Source organism: Rhizobium sp. NFR03 (assembly GCF_900111275.1).
Taxonomy (GTDB): Bacteria; Pseudomonadota; Alphaproteobacteria; order Rhizobiales; family Rhizobiaceae; genus Ferranicluibacter.
The window spans coordinates 23,110-43,189 of the sequence record NZ_FOGR01000010.1; the positions used below are offsets into that span (position 1 = coordinate 23,110).

A 20,080-nucleotide genomic window follows, 5' to 3' on the forward strand; every position below is an offset into this window, starting at 1 on the left:
GGCCTCTTCTCATCTGTGGACGAGCGTAATCCCGCCTTAGTAGCGGTAATGATCCGCCTTGAACGGGCCCTGCGGCGTCACGCCGATATAGGAAGCCTGCTCGTCGGAGAGGGTCGTCAGCTTCACGCCGAGCTTGGCGAGGTGCAGGCGCGCGACCTTTTCGTCGAGGTGCTTCGGCAGGATGTGGACGCCGGCTTCGTACTGTTCGCCCTTGGTGAAGAGCTCGATCTGGGCCAGAACCTGGTTGGTGAACGAGGCCGACATGACGAAGGAGGGATGGCCGGTGGCATTGCCAAGGTTCAGCAGACGGCCTTCCGACAGGAGGATCATCCGGTTGCCCTTGGGGAACTCGATGAGGTCGACCTGCGGCTTGACGTTGTTCCACTTCAGGTTCTTAAGGGCGGAAACCTGGATCTCGTTGTCGAAGTGGCCGATATTGCCGACGATCGCCATGTCCTTCATCTCGCGCATATGCTCGATGCGGATGACGTCCTTGTTGCCGGTCGTGGTGATGAAGATGTCGGCGCTGGCAACGACGTCTTCCAGCTGGACGACTTCGAAACCGTCCATGGCGGCCTGAAGAGCGCAGATCGGATCAACTTCCGTGACTTTGACGCGCGCGCCGGCACCCGACAGCGAGGCTGCCGAACCCTTGCCCACATCGCCGTAACCGCAGACGACGGCAACCTTGCCGGCCATCATCACGTCCGTGCCGCGACGGATACCATCGACGAGCGATTCCTTGCAGCCGTACTTGTTGTCGAACTTCGACTTGGTGACGCTGTCGTTGACGTTGATCGCCGGGAAGGGCAGCAGGCCCTTGGCATGCAGCTGGTACAAGCGGTTGACGCCGGTCGTCGTTTCCTCGGTGACGCCCTTGATCGCATCGCGCTGCTTGGTGAAGAAGCCGGGCGTTTCAGCCATACGCTTCTTGATCTGTGCGAACAGGATCTCTTCTTCTTCCGAACCGGGGTTCGACAGAACGTCCTCACCGGCTTCGGCGCGCGCGCCGAGCAGGATGTACATGGTGGCATCGCCGCCATCGTCGAGGATCATGTTGGAGACGCCGCCATCGGTCCACTGGAAGATCTTGTCCGTGTAGGTCCAGTATTCCGTCAGCGTCTCGCCCTTGATGGCGTAGACCGGAATGCCCGCAGCCGCGATGGCGGCGGCGGCGTGGTCCTGCGTCGAGAAGATGTTGCACGACGCCCAGCGAACATCGGCACCGAGTGCAACCAGCGTCTCGATGAGCACGGCGGTCTGGATTGTCATATGCAGCGAGCCGGTGATGCGAGCGCCCTTCAGCGGCTTCGATGTGCCGAATTCCTCGCGCGAGGCCATCAGGCCTGGCATTTCGGTTTCAGCGATGGTGATTTCCTTGCGGCCGAAGTCGGCAAGGCCGATATCGGCTACCAGATAGTCGTTGGTCGTGCTCATGAAGCTCTCCGCTGATGGCGCGCCGGGTCGAAAGCTGCAAGCTCCGGGACCGCTGGCGAGCGTGATCTCGTTGCCCCGGCACAGCCAGGGCGCAATCCTGCTCTATCAGGAAAGCAGATCGCAGGCAACATACATATAAAGACGTCTTTATATGTTTATATGCCTACATTTCCTCGCCGAAGCGATCGCGCACCAAAGCATCGAGCGCTTCAAGCGCTTCCTCTGCCTGGTTGCCGCTGGCAGTGACGGAAATCGAGCTGCCGGTGCTGGCGGCAAGCATCATCAGGCCCATGATCGAAAGGCCGCCGACGGTCATGCCGTCCTTCGTCACGTGGATGTCGGCATCATAGGCCTCCACCGTCTGCACGAACTTGGCGGAAGCGCGCGCATGGAGACCGCGCTTGTTGATGATCTGAAGGTCCCGCGACAGTGTCATGAAGGAATGCGTCCGTTATTTGCCGCTGAGAACGCGGCTGGCGACATTGATATATTTTCGTCCGGCCTCGGATGCCTCGATCAGCGCCTTGTCCATGTCGCTCTCGCCACGCACACCCGCCAGCTTGATCAGCATGGGCAGGTTGACGCCGGCAATCACCTCGACGGTGCCGCTCTGCATGACGGAGATGGCGAGGTTGGACGGCGTGCCGCCGAACATGTCGGTGAGAATGATGACACCGCTGCCCTCGTTGGCGGCGATGACGGCCGTGAGGATATCCTGACGCCTCTGGTCCATGTCGTCTTCGGGTCCGATACAGACGGTCTCAATGAACTTCTGCGGCCCCACGACGTGTTCGAGCGCATGACGAAACTCTTCAGCCAGCTTGCCGTGCGTGACAAGCACAAGTCCGATCATGTGTCTTTGCTCCAACTGCCTTTTCCCTTCGGCGGACGATAGCCATGCCATGCCGCAATGCAACAATTTCATTCCACCTTGGGGCGGTCATCTTGGCGAGGAAATGCCGGAGTGCAAGTCAAAAATCCTAAAACACGGCTCACATGAGCAAAAACTGTGCAGACTGCGACATTTCAAAGGGTCGAAAAACGGCTGAGTGCATCCAGTGGGTCAAGGCCCGGAAGAAGCGGAAGCCGGAGCAAAGGGAGCGCGACGGGGCCGGCTTCCCACATCTCGAGCTCGGGTGCGACCCGCATATCGAACGGCGGGGCGACAGGCAGCACGGCATAGGACATGACGGCGGCCCTGACGGTTCGAACCGGGATCGGCCCGACACCGCGCAACTCGGCGAGGCCCGCTATGGTTGCCGGAGCGCGGGCGACGAGACGGCCGCTCCGCAGGCTGACCATGACCTGATCGTCGGAGACGAGCGCCGCATTCCAGCCGCGACGGGCAGCCGAGGAAAGGCAGGCAAGGGCGGCGCTGGTCTTGCCGGTACCGGATGGGCCGACGAAGAGATAGCCAAGAGTGCCGAGGACGATGGCCGTTGCGTGAACGTTGCGGGGCGCGGCCTCGGCTGCAAGATCGTGGTCCGGTGCATCCAGCCTCGGGCTCACGCCGCCTCGCCGACGGGCAGCGACAGGATAAAGCGTGCGCCGGTGACCGCGCCCTCAGCATCCGTCATGTTTTCAGCTCGCAGCGTGCCGCCATGTGCTTCGGCGATCTGCCGAGAGATCGACAGGCCGAGGCCGGAGTTTTGCCCGAAATCCTCGCCATCCGGCCGGTCGGTGTAGAAACGTTCGAAAATGCGGTCGATATCCTCGGCCTGAATGCCCGGGCCGTTGTCCTCGACATAGACGACGCAGCGCGTACGGTTTCGCGTCAGCCGCACGATGATGTGGCCACCCTCTTCCGGCACGAAGGACCGGGCGTTCTCGATCAGGTTGGTGATGATCTGCCCGATGCGCAGTTCATACCCGCTGACATCGAAACGGGCCTTGGGGTTGTCCTTGCGCTCCACGACGAAGTTGAGCAGCACCGTCTTCTTCTTGTTGCGCACCTGTCGCGAGATATCGACGAGATCGCCGAGCAGCTTTTCGAGATCGACCATGCGCGCATCGCTGCGGGCAAGCTCTGCATCCAGCCGCGAGGCGTCGGAGATATCGCTGATCAGGCGGTCGAGCCGGCGTACGTCATGCTGGATGACATCCATCAGCCGCTTCTTGGAGTCGTCTGTGCGGGCAAGAGGCAGGGTTTCCACGGCGCTTCGCAGGGAGGTCAGCGGGTTCTTGAGCTCGTGGCTGACATCGGCCGCAAAATTCTCGATGGCCGCGATGCGGTCGTAGAGCGCGCCGGTCATGTCCCGCAGCGCCACGGAGAGGTTGCCGATCTCGTCCTGACGGGAGGAAAAGTCGGGGATCTCCTGCCGCTCCTTGGCGCCACCGCGCCGCACGCGGATGGCGGCGGCCGACAGGCGGCGCAGCGGATTGGCGATCGTGCTCGACAGGAGAAGCGACAGGATGACGTTGACGAGGGCGGCGACCCCGAAGACGCGGATGATCGCCAGCCGCTCGGCATGGACGATCTTGTCGATATCGCCTGCCTGTGTTGATAGCAGGAGCACGCCGAGCACGGCCCGGAACCGCTGGACGGGAACGGCGACGGAGACGATCAACTCCCCCTGTTCCGTGACCCGCACCACGGCGCCGCGCACGCCCGTGAGCGCATTCATGACTTCCGGATAGATCGATCCGTTACCGCCCGGCGGCTCCTTGTAGAGCGGCAGGTTGCCCGGCTGGAGCATGCGATTGTACCAGGTGTTGAGCTTGCCGGTCAGCGTCTCGTTTTCGGGCTCGATCGGTGGCAGGTCGAAGCGGAGCACCTGACCGCCGGTATAGAGATGGCGGCTGTCGAGCAGCAGGTCGGCATCCGCATCGAAAAGACGCGCGCGGGTCCGGGTAGGCGAGATCAGTCGCCGCAACACGGGCGCGACCCGCTCCTGCGTGATTGGAAATTCGAGATCCTCGTCCCGCGGCAGCGGCGTGATGCTCTGCCCGGCCTGAAGCTCGAGCAGCTTTTCCGGATCGATGGTGATGGAGTTCGTATCGACCGAGGCGGAGGCGGCGATGGCGCCGGCGATGATCTCGCCCTGCGTCAGCAGGCTTTCCACGCGCGCATCGATCAGACCCTCGCGGAACTGGTTGAGATACATGATGCCGCCGACGAGAACGACGAGCGCTACGAGATTGAAGAACAGGATGCGGCGCGTGAGGCTGGAAAAGACGGCATTGCCGAAGATGCGGCGGATCAGCGTGAAGGGATGCGCCCAGCGTCGGCCGGAGCGATAGGCTCCGTCCGCTTCCTCGATCGCCGCATGCCTCGTGATATCAGCCACCTCGGACGCTCAGCCTCTCCCGCTGGTCATGTTCTTGCAGCCTCAGGCCGATTCGCGGAACCGGTAGCCGACGCCATACAGGGTTTCGATCATATCGAAGTCGTTGTCGACCATCTTGAACTTCTTGCGCAGCCGCTTGATGTGGCTGTCGATGGTGCGGTCGTCCACATAGACCTGCTCGTCATAGGCGGCATCCATCAGCGAATCGCGGCTTTTCACGACACCGGGCCGCTGAGCGAGCGAATGCAGGATGAGGAACTCGGTCACCGTCAGCGTCACCGGCTCGTTCTTCCATGTGCAGGTGTGGCGCTCCTGGTCCATCGACAGCTGGCCGCGCTCCAGAGACCGGGCCTGGATGTCGTCCTTCATCTTCTGCAGTCCGGCGGGGCCGGCTGCCGCTGCGGCCTCCCGGTTGGCGGACCGCCGCAGGATCGCCTTCACGCGCTCGACCAGCAGGCGCTGGGAGAATGGCTTGGTGATGAAGTCGTCGGCGCCCATCTTCAGCCCGAAAAGCTCGTCGATCTCCTCGTCCTTCGAGGTCAGGAAGATCACGGGAATATCCGACTTCTGACGCAGGCGACGCAGGAGTTCCATTCCGTCCATGCGCGGCATCTTGATGTCGAAGATCGCCAGTTGCGGCGGCCGGGCCAGAAGCCCGTCGAGCGCGGAGGCACCATCCGTGTAGGTCTCTACCTTGTAGCCCTCGGCTTCCAGCGCGATCGAGACCGATGTCAGGATGTTCCGGTCGTCATCGACAAGTGCAATGGTCTGCATCGTATTCCGCTCCATCATATCTTCGCGCCTTCTCTCTTCAGTTGCCGCTCACACAGGAAGCGGGCATCTTCGACAGAGGCCGGCCTGGACAGACGGAACTCCAGAACGGAGGTCGGCCGGGGCCGGCGCGCGTTCATGAGTATAAAGGTGGAACAAATTGTGGCGAAGCGAAAACGTCATTGTGATGCACAATCGGCGAAGAAGAGTATTGAAGTGACATCTTACGAGGTTTTCAATTCCGAATTTAAACCGATTGAACATTGAACAATTTCCTTTAAATCGATTAATATATTGAATTTATTGTATTTTTTCTGGCGCCGCCTTGCGTTTTGCGTAACTCCGGCTAATGTTGCGTCATCGATACAACGCAGGGGAGCAGCGCTCATGGAAGAATTTGGCATTCGCAATCCGGATCTCGGAATCGCTGCACTGGGTTTTGAAGACCTCGTCGCCGTCCGTTACAACCTGACACCGGCAGAGCTTTACGAGGAATCACTGCGACTTGGCGAAGCCCAGGTGACGGCGGATGGCGCGCTCCGCGCCCTGACCGGCCAGCACACGGGCCGCTCCGCAAAGGACAAATTCGTTGTTCGCGATGCGACGACGACCGACCAGATCTGGTGGGACAACAACAAGGAAATGTCGCCTGCGCATTTCGAAACATTGTGCAACGACATGATGGATCATGCGCGCGGCCGTTCGCTCTATGTGCAGGATCTGATCGGCGGCGCCGACAGCGACAACGCCCTGCCGACGCGTGTCGTTACGGAATTTGCCTGGCACTCCCTGTTCATCCGCAACCTGCTGATCCGTCCGGATCGCGAAAGCCTGAAGACGTTCGCCCCTAAGCTTACGATCATCGACCTGCCGCACTTCCGCGCCGATCCTGCACGTCACGGCTGCCGGAGCGAGACGGTCATTGCCTGCGATCTCGTCAACGGCCTGGTGCTGATCGGCGGCACATCCTATGCCGGCGAGATGAAGAAGTCGGTGTTCACGGCCCTCAACTACCTGCTTCCGGAAAAGGGCGTCATGCCGATGCATTGCTCGGCAAACGTCGGTCCGGACGGCGACTCCGCCGTGTTCTTCGGCCTGTCGGGCACCGGCAAGACGACGCTTTCGGCCGATCCGAAGCGCACGCTGATCGGCGACGACGAGCACGGCTGGGGCAAGGACGGTATCTTCAACTTCGAAGGCGGCTGCTATGCCAAGACGATCCGTCTTTCGGCCGAAGCCGAACCGGAGATCTTCGCAACCACGAAGCGTTTCGGCACCGTGCTCGAAAACGTCATTCTGGATGAGAACCGTGTTCCCAACTTCGACGATGGCTCGCTGACCGAGAACACCCGCTGCGCCTATCCGCTGGACTTCATTCCGAATGCCAGCGCAACGGGCACGGCTGCCCACCCGAAGACGATCATCATGCTGACGGCGGATGCCTTCGGCGTGATGCCGCCGATCGCCAAGCTGACTGCCGATCAGGCCATGTACCACTTTCTGTCCGGCTACACCGCCAAGGTCGCCGGCACGGAAAAGGGCGTGACGGAACCGGAAGCCACCTTCTCGACTTGCTTCGGCGCGCCCTTCATGCCGCGGCATCCGAGCGAATACGGCAACCTGCTGCGTACGCTCATCGCCGAACACGGCGTTACCTGCTGGCTCGTCAACACCGGCTGGACCGGTGGCGCCTACGGAACCGGACGCCGGATGCCCATCAAGGCAACCCGCGCGCTTCTCGCTGCAGCGCTCGACGGCTCGCTGGCCGAGACCGCGTTCCGAACCGATGCCAATTTCGGCTTTGCGGTTCCGGTCGAAGTTGCCGGCATCGAAGGTGGCATTCTCGATCCGCGTTCGACCTGGGCAGACGGTGCCGCCTATGACGCGCAGGCCAGCAAGCTTGCCGGCATGTTCGTGGCGAACTTCACCAAATTCGAAAGTCATGTCGATGGTGGAGTCCGTGATGCCGCTCCTGGAATGGCGATTGCCGCCGAGTAAGGCAACGCCTAACCTGCTCCAATGATTTCACGTGAAACCCGGCGCTGCCACAGCGCCGGGTTTTGCCGTTTCGGATATTTGCAATGCGCGCCAAGCTGGAATAAACAGGGAACGAAAGGCGACGGCATGGCGAGCGACCCCCTCTATATCAACGACCGGATCGTGATTGCCGGCTGGGAACTCAGCGAGCAGTTCGTGCTGGCTGGCGGGCCCGGAGGGCAAAACGTCAACAAGGTTGCGACCGCTGTCCAGCTGTTCTTCAATATCGCGGCTTCCCCTTCTTTGCCTGAGCGCATTCGCGACATCGCCATCGGACTTGCCGGTCGCCGGGTCTCGAAAGAAGGCGTCTTGATGATCGAGGCGAACCGCTTTCGCAGCCAGGACCGCAACCGCGAGGATGCTCGGGAACGGCTGAAGGCGCTGATCCTCAAGGCCGCCGAGCCGCCCCCTCCCCCTCGTCGCAAGACCAAGCCGACCCGCGGTTCGGTCGAGCGCCGGTTGAAGGCCAAGAGCGGTCGCGGCGAGGTGAAGAAGATGCGCGGCCGGCCGGATGGCGAATAGAACCGCGAAGGCCGGACGATCACCTCGAAAGGCTGAAGCGTTCCCGGAACCGCCGTCGGCGCCGATCCGACTCCGGCAAAGAACCGTGCCATGAGCGGCTGGCAGCAACGCGAACAGGAGGAGGCCATGCTGGTCCTGCCGAAAGGTTTCCGCCATATTCCCGGTTTTCTGGATCGCGACCGGCAGGAGGCCCTTGTCGAGGAGATCCGGACAGTCGTTGCGGCGGCACCCCTCTATCGCCCCGTCATGCCGAAGACAGGCAAGGAACTCTCGGTGCGGATGACGAATTGCGGCGCGCTCGGATGGGTGACCGACAAGGCCGGGGGCTATCGCTATCAGCCCCATCATCCGTTAAGCCAAGAACCCTGGCCCGCAATCCCGCAAAGCCTGCTCGATCTCTGGCAGACGGTCGCGGGGGCATCGAAACCGCCGCAAGCCTGTCTCGTCAATTTCTACGCGGAAACCGCACGAATGGGGCTGCATCAGGATAAGGACGAGCAGGATCTGCAGACGCCGGTCGTCTCGGTGTCGCTCGGCGATGCCTGCCTGTTTCGTGTCGGCGGTCGCGAGCGCAACGACCGTACGGTATCGTTCAAGCTGGCAAGCGGAGATATCGTCGTTCTCGGCGGGGAAAGCCGGCTTGCCTTTCATGGCGTCGACAGGATCTATCCGGCGACCTCGACGCTCCTGAAGAATGGCGGCCGCATCAACCTGACGCTTCGACGTGTTACGCCTTGAGAACGCTCCGAGGACATGGCACCTGAAAGGCATCCGTTTTTTAAACCCGGCTGCGTGACGGACATGATGCAGGGCGTCGATTGCGAATCACGACCCGATTCGAGGAAAGGTGACATGCTTATTGAGAATGCCATGGTGCTGGCTGCGGGACTGGGTACGCGGCTACGCCCCATCACCGACACGACGCCGAAGCCGCTCGTGCCGATTGCCGGCAAGCCGATGATCGACCATGTGCTCGATCTTCTGGTTGCGGCCGGCATCAAGACGGCCGCCGTCAACGTGCACCATTTTGCCGACCGCATGGAAGCGCATCTCCATGCCCGCTCCGCACCCGCCATCCGGATATCCGACGAGCGCTCGGCCCTCATGAACTCGGGCGGCGGCCTTGCCAAGGGGCTCGGCATTCTCGATCCCGGCCCTGTGCTGGTCATGAATGCCGACCTTTTCTGGATAGGCGAGCCGGAAGGACGCAGCAATCTCGTCCGCCTTGCCGAAGCCTTCGATCCCGCCCGCATGGACATGCTGCTGCTGTGCGTCGATCTCGACCGGACGACCGGGCATGACGGCAAAAAGGATTTCTCCCTTCAGGCCGACGGGCGCCTCGTGCGCTACGCCGAAGGATTGCCGCAACCCGTCGTCTATGCCGGCGCCATCGCCATGATGAGCACGCTGTTTGCCGATGCCCCGAAGGACGCTTTCAATCTCAATATCTATTTCGACGCGGCCATCGCTGCCGGCCGGCTTTATGGGCTGATGCTGGAAGGCGAATGGATCACCGTGGGCACGCCGGATGCGCTCGGCAAGGCCGAAGCGCAGTTTGCGCGACTGGCGGAACGCACCTGAGGGAATACATCATGACACGCGCACGACAGAACGTCTTCACCATACCGGCCGGTGCGCCGTTCCTGAAGACGCTCGTCCATGCGATCTGCTACGGGACGATCGTGCCGGACTACCGGTACGATCCGGCCGATCCGCTGTCGCTTGCCGGTGTCACGATCTTCGTGCCCACGCGACGCGCCGCACGCGTGCTGCGCTCCGAGTTCGTGGATTGCCTCGGTGCGCGCTCCGCCATCCTGCCGGTCATCCGGGCGCTGGGGGAAACGGACGACGACAGCGGCTTCTTCGATGCCGAAATGCCGGCCGTTCTCGACCTCGCGCCGCCGCTGACCGGTCCGGCCCGGCTGATCGAGCTGTCGCGGCTGATTCTCGCCTGGCGCAACACGCTGCCGCGCATCGTCACCGAACTTCACGGCGACAGCCCGCTCATCGCTCCGGCAAGCCCGGCGGACGCCTTGTGGCTGGCGCGCAACCTTGTCCAGATCATTGACGATATCGAGACGGAGGATCTGGACTGGGCGAGCCTTGGCGCGCTCAATGCCAGTAACTATGCCCAATGGTGGACGCTGACGCTGGAGTTCCTGCAGATCGCCAGCCAGTTCTGGCCGGCCCGGCTTGCCGAACTCAGCCGCTCCTCGCCCGCCCGCCACCGCAATGCGGTTCTCGAGGCGGAAAGTCACCGGATCGCTGCGGGCGCGATCGATGGTCCGGTCATCATCGCGGGTTCGACAGGCTCCATTCCCGCCACCGCACGGCTGATCCTCGCAGTGCAGAAGCTGGCGCAAGGCGCGATCGTGCTGCCTGGTCTCGACGAGACGATGACCGAGGCGGACTGGAACCTGATCGATCCACCCGCGCCGGCCCCTGCCCGCCGCGACGATTCCGCCAGCCGCAGCCACCCGCAATACGGCTTCGTGCGCCTTCTCCGGCGCATGGGCATCGCACGAACCGAGGTCTTGTCGATCGGCACCGTAGATGCGGATCTTGCCGACAGGGCCGAGACCTTGTCGCATGCCTTTCTGCCGGTTGAGGCGACGAGTTCCTGGGATGCCGTGCGACGCTCGCTCGATGCGCGCCGTGTCGAGGCCGCCTTTTGCGATGCGGCGCTGATCGAGGCGGTCAACGAACGCGAGGAGGCGACGGCGATTGCGCTTTCCCTGCGGCTGGCCCTGCAAAAGGACGAGGCATGTCAGGCGGCGCTGATCACACCCGACCGCGATCTCGCACGCCGGGTTGCCGCCGAGTTGCAGCGCTTCGGCATCGAAGCGGATGACTCGGCAGGAACGCCGCTTGCCTCCACGCCTCAGGGTACGCTTGTCCGGCTCATGCTCGACGTGGCGCTGCGCCCCGGCGATCCTGTCGCCATCACCACGCTGATGAAACATCCGCTTGCTCTCTTCGGGATGCCGCCCGAACGCTTCCGCCCGGCCGCCACGCTGCTGGAGCTGCTGGCGCTTCGTGGCGGCACGGTGCCGGCCGATATTGCCGACCTCAGACCGTTGCTCGATGAAGCGGCGGTGCGTCGGCGGGCCGATCGCCATGCGCCGGAATGGCTGGCGCAAGTATCCGATGCCGATATCGAGGATGCCCGCCTCATAGCTGCCGCCATCGCCACCGCTGTCGAGCCGCTTGTCGCCATGCTGGTGCGGCGGCGCAAGGGTGCCGGTGGGTTCAGCACATCGCTGACGCTATCCGACTGGGCCGAGCGGACCGGTCGCGCGCTGGAAGGCGTGGCCATGTCGGAGACGGGTGATCTCGGCGCTCTCTGGTCTGGCGAAGCGGGTGCTGCGCTCGCAGATCTGCTGCGTGCGGTGATCGAGGTGGACGGGCAGATCGAGGCTGATGGCGGGCAGTGGTGCGAAGCGGTGGAAGCCCTGATGGCCGGTTCCGCCGTCAAGCCTCGCGCCATGCGACATCCCCGCGTCTTCATTTTCGGCGCACTGGAAGCCCGGTTGCAGAGCGTCGATCTCGTGGTCCTCGGCGGCATGAACGAGGGGACGTGGCCGGGACAGACGGCCAACGATCCTTTCCTGTCGCGCAGCATGAAGACCGGCATCGGACTGGAGCCGCCGGAACGGCGCATCGGTCAGCTGGCTCACGATCTCCAGATGGCCTGCGGCACGCGCCGGCTCGTGTTCAGCCGGTCCTTGCGCAAGGGGGCAACGCCCACCGTTGCCTCCCGCTGGCTGCAACGGCTCCTCGCCGTCGGCGGCAAGGCGCTGGGACAGCGCCTGCGCGAGAACGGTCGTGACCGGCTGCGCTATGCCGCTCTCCTGGACACGCGTCCGGACACGCCGCTTGCCCGGCGCCCGGAGCCGAAGCCGGATTTCGCGTTGCAGCCGCGGCGCTATTCTTTCAGCGAGGTCGGTCGCCTGCGCCGCGACCCCTATTCCATCTATGCCCGGCGCATCCTGCGCCTCCAGCCGATCGACGGGTTTAATGCGGATCCGGGTGCGGCCGAGCGTGGCACGATCTACCACGCTATCGTCGAGCGCTTTGCCAAGAGCGAGGTCGACCCGGCGGGTCCGGAAGCGCAGGCCGTCATGCAGCAGCTGATCGATGCAGCCTTCGACGAGCAGCGGCTGCCTGTGCATATCGACGTCATCTGGCGGCCCCGGTTTGCGGCGGTCGGTCGAGCTTTCATCGACTGGGAGATCTCCCGCAAGGACGGCATCCGGCAATCCTTCCTGGAGCGTTACGCCAGGTTTCAGGTCGGCGTTGCCGATATCGAGCTGACCGGTATTGCCGACCGGATCGATATCGGCCCCGATGGAGAAGCCGTCATCGTCGATTACAAGACCGGCGCCAACCCGTCCGTGAAAGAAGCCCGTGCACTGCTCGATCCACAGCTGCCGCTCGAAGCCGCGGCGCTGAAGGCAGGCGCCTTCGACAAGGTCGGCAGGCGTCATCCCGCGTCGCTACTTTATGTCCGGCTCAAGCCCGGAGACCGGTTCGAGGTGGACGAGGTCAACAACGAGGCGCGCGCGCGCGGTGATGTCGAGCCGAAGACGGCGGACATGCTGGCGGACGAATCGCTCGCCCAGTTCACCGGCTTGCTCCGCGCGCTGCAATCGGGCCAGCGCGGCTTTGCCTCGCGGGTGATCGTGCAGAAGGAGAAATCCTACGGCGGGGAATACGATCATCTGGCGCGCGTTGCCGAATGGTCGACGGCCGATGGCGAAGAGGAGACGGGGGATGCCTGACGATCTCGCACCGAAGAGCGGCTCGCCTGCCGACTGGCTGAACTGGACGACACAACAGCAAGCCATCGCTTCCGATCCCAAGCGATCGGCCTGGGTGTCGGCCAATGCCGGTTCGGGCAAGACCCATGTGCTGACCCAGCGTGTCATCCGGCTCTTGCTTTCGGGATGCCGCGCCTCGGCCATTCTCTGCCTGACCTATACCAAGGCGGCAGCGGCCGAAATGTCGAACCGGGTGTTCGAGCGTCTCGCGGAATGGGTGACGCTGGATGATGCTGCGCTCTCGGCGCGCATCACGGCGCTCGAAGGGCAGGCGCCGAGTGCCGCCACGGTCGCCGAAGCCCGGCGCCTGTTCGCCCGCGCGCTGGAAACGCCGGGCGGGTTGAAGATCCAGACGATCCACGCGTTCTGCGAAGCGCTGCTGCATCAGTTTCCGCTGGAGGCCAATGTTGCCGGACATTTCTCCGTGCTCGACGACCGGACGGCGACGATTCTGCTCGCCGATGCGCGTCGCCTTCTCCTGACGGCCGCCGCGACCGAGGGCGATCCGGTGCTGACCGGCGCGTTCGAGACGGTGCTGGCGCTCGCCGACGACACCGGGCTCGAAAGCCTGCTGTCGATGATCATTGCCAACCGAACCGCGCTTCAGTCCTTTCTGACGGAAGCCGACCAACAGGGCGGTACCGACCGCGTTCTGCGCGGCGCGCTGGGTCTGGACGAAAGCGAGACGGCGGACAGTGTCATTGCCGGCTTCTGGCCGCTCGACGGCCTGAACGGTCCCGATCTCACACGCTATATCGATCTTGCGCGGTCCTCCGGCGGCGTCAAGGTTCGGGACTTTGCCGATGGTCTCGCCGTCGCCGCCGAACTGCCGACGCCGCTTCAGCGTTATCAGGCCCTCCGCGATCTGTTTTTTTCTGCATCCAGCGGTAAGCCGAAAGCCATGTCGGGCTTCTTTTCCGCGCCCTTGCGCAAGGCCGCGCCCGAACTCGAAGACAAGGTGCAGGCCGCCTATGATGCTGTCATCTCGCTCTCCGACCGGCTGGCTCTGCTGCGCATGTTCGAAGCGACGCAGGCCGCCATGGTGCTCGCCGAGCGGCTGACGCAGGACTATGAGGACATCAAGAAAAGCCGCAGCCAGCTCGATTTCGACGACCTGATCAACCGGACAGCCCGGCTGCTGACCCGCTCGGATGTCGGCGCATGGGTGCACTACAAGCTCGACCAGGGCATCGATCATATCCTCGTGGACGAGGCGCAGGATACGAGCCCGGTGCAGTGGTCGATCATCCGGTCGCTTGCCGAGGACTTTTTTACCGGCGACAGCGCTCGCGGCCGGCACAGGACGCTCTTTGCCGTTGGTGACGAGAAGCAGTCGATCTACTCGTTTCAGGGCGCGCGGCCGGAACGCTTTTCCGAGGAGGAGCGCGAGGCGAGGCGGCGGATCGACGCTAGCGGGCTCGCCTTCAGCCCCGTGCAGCTACAGCTGTCCTTCCGCTCCACCGAGGACGTGCTGTCTGCCGTCGATACGGTGTTTCGCCAACCCGCCCATGCGCGCGGTCTCAGCGCGCGGAACGAGCCGGTGGTGCATGCTTCCAATCGTGTCGGCCATCCCGGTCTGGTCGAAATCTGGGATGCAATCGCGCCTGCACCGAGCCTGGAGGAAGAGGACTGGACAGCAGCCTTCGATGCGACGCCCGAAAATGCGCCTGCAAACATTCTTGCCGAACGCATAGCGGCCACGCTTGCAAGCTGGATCGGCACCGAAACCATCATCGAGAAGACGACGCGCCGCGTTATGCGGCCGGGTGACGTGATCGTGCTGGTGCGCAAGCGTGATGCCTTCGTCAACGCGCTGATGCGTGCCCTGAAGACGCGGCATGACATACCCGTCGCCGGTGCCGACCGGCTGGTGCTGACGGCGCATATCGCCGTGCAGGATCTGATGGCGCTCGGGCGGTTCCTGCTTTTGCCGCAGGACGACCTGTCGCTGGCCGCCGTGCTGAAGAGCCCGCTTTTCGCAATGACCGAGGAGATACTGGCAGACGTCGCAACGACGCGGACTGCCGGACAAAGTCTGTGGACGGCCCTTCAGGGATCGACCGATCCCAAGCTTGAGCCTGTCGTCGCCCGCCTGGCGAACTACCGGACGCTCGCGGACACGCTCTCCGTGCACGACCTCTATGCGCGTCTTTTGAGCGCCGACGGCGGCCGGGCAGCGTTCCTGTCTCGCCTCGGCAGCGAGGTCAGCGACATCCTTGACGAGTTCCTGACCTTCTGTCTGGAACACGAAGCCAACGGGCTTCCCGGTTTGCAGAGCTTCATCTCGGGCCTCGAACTGGAGGCACCCACGATCAAGCGCGAGCAGGACAAGGAGCGCAACGAGGTTCGCGTGATGACCGTGCATGCGGCAAAAGGCCTGGAAGCGCCGGTCGTCTTTCTGGTCGATGGCAGCGGCAAGGCCTTCAACAACCAGCATGTTCCCGCGCTCCGCATGGTGCCCTCCCCGAATGGCCGAGGGCCCGATGGGGAAACCTTGACCATCCCCGTCTGGCGACCGCCACGAGCACCCTCCAACAGCCTCATCGACAGCGATACGCAACGATTGAAGGCAAGCGCCGAGGAGGAGTATCGCCGGCTGCTCTATGTGGGCATGACGCGGGCAGCCGATCGCCTGATCGTCTGCGGTTATAGTGGCAAGCTCGACAATCCCGAGAGCTGGCACGCCATGGTGCGGGCCGGCCTTGCGGCCGATACGGAAGGCCGCCTCTTGCCCGTCGATTTCAGCGCAGGCGGCCTGCAATGGAGCGGTGCGCGCTGGCACGCCCTGACGAAGCGGACGGATTTCGACATCGAACCCGTAGAAAGCGAGATCAAGGCCGACGATGTCGGAGCCTTGCCGCCAGAGCTGCTCGAACCCCTGCCACCCCAGCGTCACCTTCCCCGCCCCTTGAGCCCTTCGGGTGCTGGCTTTTCCGTCGAGGCCGATGCAGCCGACACGATCACCGGTTCCCGTCTCTTTCTCGAGGACAAGCGCACCGGGCCGTCCCTGTTGCGCGGTGCGATCCTGCACCGGTTGTTGCAGGTCCTGCCCGCCCGGGCGCCCGAGACACGCGAAGCGGATGCCGCGCTCTACCTGTCGCGCGCCGTTCCCACATGGAGCGAGGCACAGCGGGCGAGCATCGTTCGCTCCGTTCTCGCCGTCATCGACGATCCCGTCCTTGCGACGCTTTTCTCCGGCAACAGCCGCGCGGAAGTGTCGATCATGGGTACGCTTCGGATTGGTGTACGCGAACATGCCGTGTCCGGACGGATCGACCGGCTGGCCGTTACAGACGATGACATCACGATTGCGGATTTCAAGACGAACCGGGACGTACCCGGCGACGCCAGCGCCATACCAATGGTATACCGGACGCAGCTTGCGATATACCGGGAGATCCTGCGGCCGCTCTATCCGGCGCATCGTTTCCGCTGCGTTCTCGTCTTCACCGAGGGTCCGTTAGCGATCGAAGTGCCGGACGCGCTGCTCGATGCCGCGCTTGTGGAACTGGCGACAAAATGAGATATGGGACATTGAAATTGAGGGTCCGGATCATCACATCCTGATCATGCCCTGCGGGTCATCCGCATTATAGAACCCGCACATAGAAACCAGGAGCGCATCATGGCGACCGTGAAAGTCGATACATCCAATTTTCAGGATGAAGTTCTCAATGCACAGGAGCCGGTTATCGTCGATTTCTGGGCAGAATGGTGCGGCCCGTGCAAGATGATCGCACCGAGCCTCGAGGAAATCTCCAACGAGATGGCCGGCAAGGTCAAGGTTGCAAAGATCAACATCGACGAGAACCCCGAGATCGCTGCCCAGTACGGCGTCCGCTCGATCCCGACACTCGCGATCTTCAAGGCCGGCGAAGTGGCTGACATCAAGGTTGGTGCTGCGCCGAAAACAGCGCTGACCTCCTGGATCGCCAACGCTGCCGCTTAAAGATCTCGTCCAAGATCATTTGATCCGAGAATTGAAGAACCCGGCCTTGAAGCCGGGTTTTTTTTGCCTTCATTGCCGTTAAGCGTTTTTTCAGCGCGGTGGCGTGCCGTTGTCGGCAAGCACGTTACCGACGAGATAGAGCGAGCCGCCGATGAGGATGCGGGGAGCAACCGGCTGGTTCTCGAACAGGACCGACAGGATCGCGAGCGCTTCCGTGACAGAGGAGACCGGCTCGACCTCGAAGCCCTGGGCCGCCGCATCTTCCGCCAGAACAACCGGATCGATTCCGACATCCGTACCGCGGATCGGCACGGTGAAGACCTGTTCGGCAAGGCCGGAGAAGGCCTGGAAATAGCCGGCGGGATCCTTGGTGTTGATCATGCCGATGATGAGGAACAGAGGCCGCGGATCGCGCTCCTCGAGGTTCGCCATCGTCTCGGCGATCACCTTGCCGGCGCCAGGATTGTGGCCGCCATCCACCCAGATCTCCGCACCCTTCGGCGCACGTTCCGCCAGCCGTCCGCTCGTCAGCCGTTGCAGGCGGCCCGGCCATTCCACCGTCGTCAGGCCCTTCTCGATTGCCGCATCGGACGGGTCGAAACCGGCTGCACGGATGGTACGGATCGCCGCGGCGGCATTGGCATATTGATGCCGGCCGGGGAGGCGCGGAAGCGGCAGGTCGATCAGTCCGGCATCGTCCTGATAGATCAGGCGGCCGAACTCCTCATGGGCCAGAAAGTCCTGTCCGTAGACGGATACGGGGCAGCGCAGCCGCTCGGCAGTGGTGACGAGCACGTCGCGCGCCGCCTCTTCCTCCTGCTGTCCAATAACGACGGGACATCCGCGCTTCATGATGCCGGCTTTTTCGGCCGCAATCAGTTCGACGCGATCACCCAGATAGGCCTGATGGTCGAGCGAGATCGGCATTATGGTGGATACGGCCGGCGTCTTGATGACGTTCGTCGCGTCGAAACGCCCGCCGAGACCGACCTCGATAATGGCGACATCGGCCGGATGCTCGGAGAAGAGAACGAAGGTGACGGCGGTGAGAATCTCGAAGACGGTAATCGTCTCGCCACGATTTGCGGCCGCAACCCGGCGCACCGTATCTGCGAGAACCGCATCCGTCGCATATTCGCCGCGCCCGCCCTTGAAGCCGAGGCGGTAGCGCTCATGCCAGGAGACGAGGTGCGGCGAGGTGTGGACGTGGACGCAAAGACCTGACGCTTCAAGGATCGCCCGCGAGAAAGCGCTGACCGATCCCTTGCCGTTGGTGCCCGCCACGTGAATGACGGGCGGCAGACGGTCCTGCGGATTGCCGAGCCTGTCGAGGAGACGCGTGACGCGCTCCAGCGACAGATCGAAGCCTTTGGGGTGAAGGGCGAGGAGCTTGTCGATCTCCTGCGTGGCTTCGCTTGCCTCGACGGTCATCGCGTCGCTTAAACGCTGGCCGCAACAGGCACGGCTGCCGCGGGAACCACGATTTCCGGCTCGACGGTCCGTTTGACGGCATCGACCGGCTTCTTGAGCATGATCTTCAGCACGCGGGCGAGCGTCGAGGGGATGTCGTGACGCTTGATGACCATATCGATCATACCGTGATCCATCAGATATTCCGATGTCTGGAAGCCCTCGGGCAATTTTTCACGGATGGTCTGTTCGATGACGCGCTTGCCGGCAAAGCAGATTTCGGCGCCGGGCTCCGCCAGGTGCAAATCGCCGAGCATCGCATAGGATGCCGTAACGCCGCCCGTGGTGGGGTTCGTCAGGACGACGATATAGGGAAGGCCTGCCTCCTTCAGCATCTGCACGGCAACGGTGGTGCGCGGCAACTGCATGAGCGAAAGAATGCCTTCCTGCATGCGGGCGCCGCCCGAGGCCGGGAAGATGACGAGCGGGCACTTCTCGGCAATCGCGCGCTCGAATGCCTTGATGATCGCCTCGCCGGCGGCAATGCCGAGCGAGCCGCCCATGAAGGCGAACTCGTGCACGACGGCCACGAGCTTCAGCCCCTCGACGGTGCCGACACCGGCAAGGATCGTATCCTCCATCTCGGTCTTCGCGCGGCTGTCTCGCAGACGGTCTGTGTACTTCTTCGAGTCGCGGAACTTCAGCGGGTCCTGCGCTACCTTCGGCTGCGGCAGTGCCTCATAGACGCCCTCGTCGAAGAGGTCCTTCAGACGCGCCTTTGCCGGCATCTTCATGTGGAAGCCGGAGGCGGGAATGACCCATTTGTTTTCTTCGAGATCGCGATGAAACACCATCTCGCCCGTTTCCGGGCATTTGATCCAAAGGTTTTCCGGAACCTCGCGGCGGCCGAGCATCGAATTGATCTTCGGGCGAACGTAGTTGGTAATCCAGTTCACATGAAACTCCTGAAATCGTTCAGCCTGTCATTGCCCTGAATGTGGGCGATTATTCGGCTGCGGCAAGACGTGCGGCCCGGACGCCGGCCGAAAGGCCGCGAACGAGGGCTTCGACGCCCGGAACGGTCGCGCCTGTTGCCTGACCGTCTTCGGTCAGGCTGGATGCGACCTGATTGATGATGACCGTGCCCACAACCACGCCGTCTGCGGACGCGCCGATGGCACGGGCATGCTCGGCGGTCTTGACACCGAAGCCGACGCAAACCGGCAGGTTGGTATGCTCCTTGATGCGCGCCACGGCGCCACCGACCAGTGCCGGTTCCGGCAGAGCCGAGCCGGTTATGCCGTTCATGGAGACATAATAGACGAAGCCCGAGGTATTTTCGAGAACCTTGGGCAGACGCCGTCCGTCCGTCGTCGGCGTTGCAAGGCGGATGAAGCTGATGCCCTTCTTGAGCGCGGGCAGGCAAAGTTCGTCGTCCATTTCCGGCGGCAGGTCCACGACGATCAGGCCATCGATGCCGGCGGCGAGCGCGTTCTCGAGAAAACGGTCCACGCCATAGATGTAGATCGGATTGTAGTAGCCCATCATGACGATCGGCGTATCCGTATCCGTCTTGCGGAACTGGCGGGACAGCTCCAGCGTCTTTTCGAGTGTCTGGCCGCCGGCGAGCGCGCGCTGGCCCGCAAGCTGGATCGCCGGGCCATCGGCCATCGGGTCGGAAAAGGGCATGCCGAGCTCGATGATGTCGGCACCGGCGGAAGGCAGCGCCTTCATGATCGACAGGGACGTGTCGAAGTCGGGATCGCCGCCCATGATGTAGGTGACGAGCACCGGCCGATGCTCGGCGGCAGCCTTGGCGAAGGTCCTGTCGAAACGTGCGCTCATGT

The 20,080-nt window shown here is 63.1% G+C and carries 16 protein-coding genes; 7 read left to right on the forward strand and 9 right to left on the reverse strand.

Going from position 1 to position 20,080, the window contains the following annotated elements; all coding sequences use genetic code 11:
• Positions 1-36: 36 nt before the first annotated feature.
• The 6 genes from ahcY to BSG19_RS21950 form a co-directional block, all read right to left on the reverse strand.
• A complete protein-coding gene (gene ahcY, locus BSG19_RS21925; protein ID WP_092990142.1) occupies positions 37-1,437 on the reverse strand; it encodes an adenosylhomocysteinase in 1,401 nt (466 codons plus the stop codon).
• Between the two features lie 163 nt (positions 1,438-1,600).
• Positions 1,601-1,873: an HPr family phosphocarrier protein gene (locus tag BSG19_RS21930; protein ID WP_092990143.1), complete on the reverse strand. Its 273-nt coding sequence runs from the start codon at positions 1,871-1,873 to the stop codon at positions 1,601-1,603.
• Positions 1,874-1,888: 15 nt separating this feature from the next.
• The gene (locus tag BSG19_RS21935) at positions 1,889-2,290 is read right to left on the reverse strand and encodes a PTS sugar transporter subunit IIA (protein ID WP_092990144.1); all 402 of its coding nucleotides are present in this window, start codon (positions 2,288-2,290) and stop codon (positions 1,889-1,891) included.
• 173 nt (positions 2,291-2,463) lie between these two features.
• The gene (locus BSG19_RS21940) at positions 2,464-2,946 is read right to left on the reverse strand and encodes an HPr kinase/phosphorylase (RefSeq protein WP_244529380.1); all 483 of its coding nucleotides are present in this window, start codon (positions 2,944-2,946) and stop codon (positions 2,464-2,466) included.
• Complete coding sequence (locus tag BSG19_RS21945; RefSeq protein ID WP_244529383.1) at positions 2,943-4,697, reverse strand: sensor histidine kinase; 1,755 nt, start codon at positions 4,695-4,697, stop codon at positions 2,943-2,945. Before BSG19_RS21945 ends, BSG19_RS21940 begins: the two co-directional genes overlap by 4 nt.
• Positions 4,698-4,766: 69 nt before the next feature.
• Positions 4,767-5,498: a response regulator transcription factor gene (locus BSG19_RS21950; protein ID WP_092935839.1), complete on the reverse strand. Its 732-nt coding sequence runs from the start codon at positions 5,496-5,498 to the stop codon at positions 4,767-4,769.
• 384 nt (positions 5,499-5,882) lie between these two features.
• Between BSG19_RS21950 and BSG19_RS21955 the strand changes: the two genes are divergently transcribed.
• From BSG19_RS21955 to trxA, 7 genes are all read left to right on the forward strand, one after another.
• Positions 5,883-7,493, forward strand: a complete 1,611-nt coding sequence (locus tag BSG19_RS21955; protein WP_092990145.1) for a phosphoenolpyruvate carboxykinase — start codon at positions 5,883-5,885, stop codon at positions 7,491-7,493.
• Positions 7,494-7,619: 126 nt separating this feature from the next.
• Positions 7,620-8,054: an alternative ribosome rescue aminoacyl-tRNA hydrolase ArfB gene (arfB, locus tag BSG19_RS21960; protein WP_092990146.1), complete on the forward strand. Its 435-nt coding sequence runs from the start codon at positions 7,620-7,622 to the stop codon at positions 8,052-8,054.
• 126 nt (positions 8,055-8,180) lie between these two features.
• The gene (locus tag BSG19_RS21965) at positions 8,181-8,792 is read left to right on the forward strand and encodes an alpha-ketoglutarate-dependent dioxygenase AlkB family protein (RefSeq protein WP_092990249.1); all 612 of its coding nucleotides are present in this window, start codon (positions 8,181-8,183) and stop codon (positions 8,790-8,792) included.
• A 114-nt stretch (positions 8,793-8,906) separates the two neighbouring features.
• Positions 8,907-9,635, forward strand: coding sequence for a nucleotidyltransferase family protein (locus tag BSG19_RS21970; protein WP_092990147.1), 729 nt, complete (start codon positions 8,907-8,909; stop codon positions 9,633-9,635).
• Between the two features lie 11 nt (positions 9,636-9,646).
• Positions 9,647-12,835, forward strand: a complete 3,189-nt coding sequence (gene addB / locus BSG19_RS21975) for a double-strand break repair protein AddB (RefSeq protein WP_092990148.1) — start codon at positions 9,647-9,649, stop codon at positions 12,833-12,835.
• Positions 12,828-16,397 (forward strand): double-strand break repair helicase AddA, encoded by a 3,570-nt coding sequence (gene addA / locus BSG19_RS21980; protein WP_092990149.1) that lies wholly within the window; start codon positions 12,828-12,830, stop codon positions 16,395-16,397. Before addB ends, addA begins: the two co-directional genes overlap by 8 nt.
• Positions 16,398-16,466: 69 nt before the next feature.
• Complete coding sequence (gene trxA / locus BSG19_RS21985) at positions 16,467-16,823, forward strand: thioredoxin (RefSeq protein WP_280142429.1); 357 nt, start codon at positions 16,467-16,469, stop codon at positions 16,821-16,823.
• Positions 16,824-16,913: 90 nt separating this feature from the next.
• On the opposite strand, the gene BSG19_RS21990 is transcribed toward trxA, so the two are convergent.
• The 3 genes from BSG19_RS21990 to trpA are packed head-to-tail and all read right to left on the reverse strand — an operon-like array spanning position 16,914 to position 20,078.
• Entirely contained in the window at positions 16,914-18,254 is a 1,341-nt protein-coding gene (locus BSG19_RS21990) for a bifunctional folylpolyglutamate synthase/dihydrofolate synthase (RefSeq protein WP_092990151.1), read from the reverse strand.
• A gap of 8 nt (positions 18,255-18,262) precedes the next feature.
• Positions 18,263-19,189, reverse strand: a complete 927-nt coding sequence (gene accD / locus BSG19_RS21995) for an acetyl-CoA carboxylase, carboxyltransferase subunit beta (protein WP_092990152.1) — start codon at positions 19,187-19,189, stop codon at positions 18,263-18,265.
• A 49-nt stretch (positions 19,190-19,238) separates the two neighbouring features.
• Positions 19,239-20,078 (reverse strand): tryptophan synthase subunit alpha, encoded by an 840-nt coding sequence (trpA, locus tag BSG19_RS22000; protein ID WP_092990153.1) that lies wholly within the window; start codon positions 20,076-20,078, stop codon positions 19,239-19,241.
• Positions 20,079-20,080: the final 2 nt, after the last annotated feature.

Coding starts and splice junctions, on each gene's coding strand:
- BSG19_RS21950 (WP_092935839.1), bottom strand. CDS start 5,498: ATGCAGACCATTGCACTTGTCGATGACGACCGGAACATCCTGACATCG.
- addB (WP_092990148.1), top strand. CDS start 9,647: ATGACACGCGCACGACAGAACGTCTTCACCATACCGGCCGGTGCGCCG.
- ahcY (WP_092990142.1), bottom strand. CDS start 1,437: ATGAGCACGACCAACGACTATCTGGTAGCCGATATCGGCCTTGCCGAC.
- trpA (WP_092990153.1), bottom strand. CDS start 20,078: ATGAGCGCACGTTTCGACAGGACCTTCGCCAAGGCTGCCGCCGAGCAT.
- addA (WP_092990149.1), top strand. CDS start 12,828: ATGCCTGACGATCTCGCACCGAAGAGCGGCTCGCCTGCCGACTGGCTG.
- BSG19_RS21990 (WP_092990151.1), bottom strand. CDS start 18,254: ATGACCGTCGAGGCAAGCGAAGCCACGCAGGAGATCGACAAGCTCCTC.
- arfB (WP_092990146.1), top strand. CDS start 7,620: ATGGCGAGCGACCCCCTCTATATCAACGACCGGATCGTGATTGCCGGC.
- BSG19_RS21935 (WP_092990144.1), bottom strand. CDS start 2,290: ATGATCGGACTTGTGCTTGTCACGCACGGCAAGCTGGCTGAAGAGTTT.
- BSG19_RS21965 (WP_092990249.1), top strand. CDS start 8,181: ATGCTGGTCCTGCCGAAAGGTTTCCGCCATATTCCCGGTTTTCTGGAT.
- BSG19_RS21930 (WP_092990143.1), bottom strand. CDS start 1,873: ATGACACTGTCGCGGGACCTTCAGATCATCAACAAGCGCGGTCTCCAT.
- BSG19_RS21970 (WP_092990147.1), top strand. CDS start 8,907: ATGCTTATTGAGAATGCCATGGTGCTGGCTGCGGGACTGGGTACGCGG.
- BSG19_RS21955 (WP_092990145.1), top strand. CDS start 5,883: ATGGAAGAATTTGGCATTCGCAATCCGGATCTCGGAATCGCTGCACTG.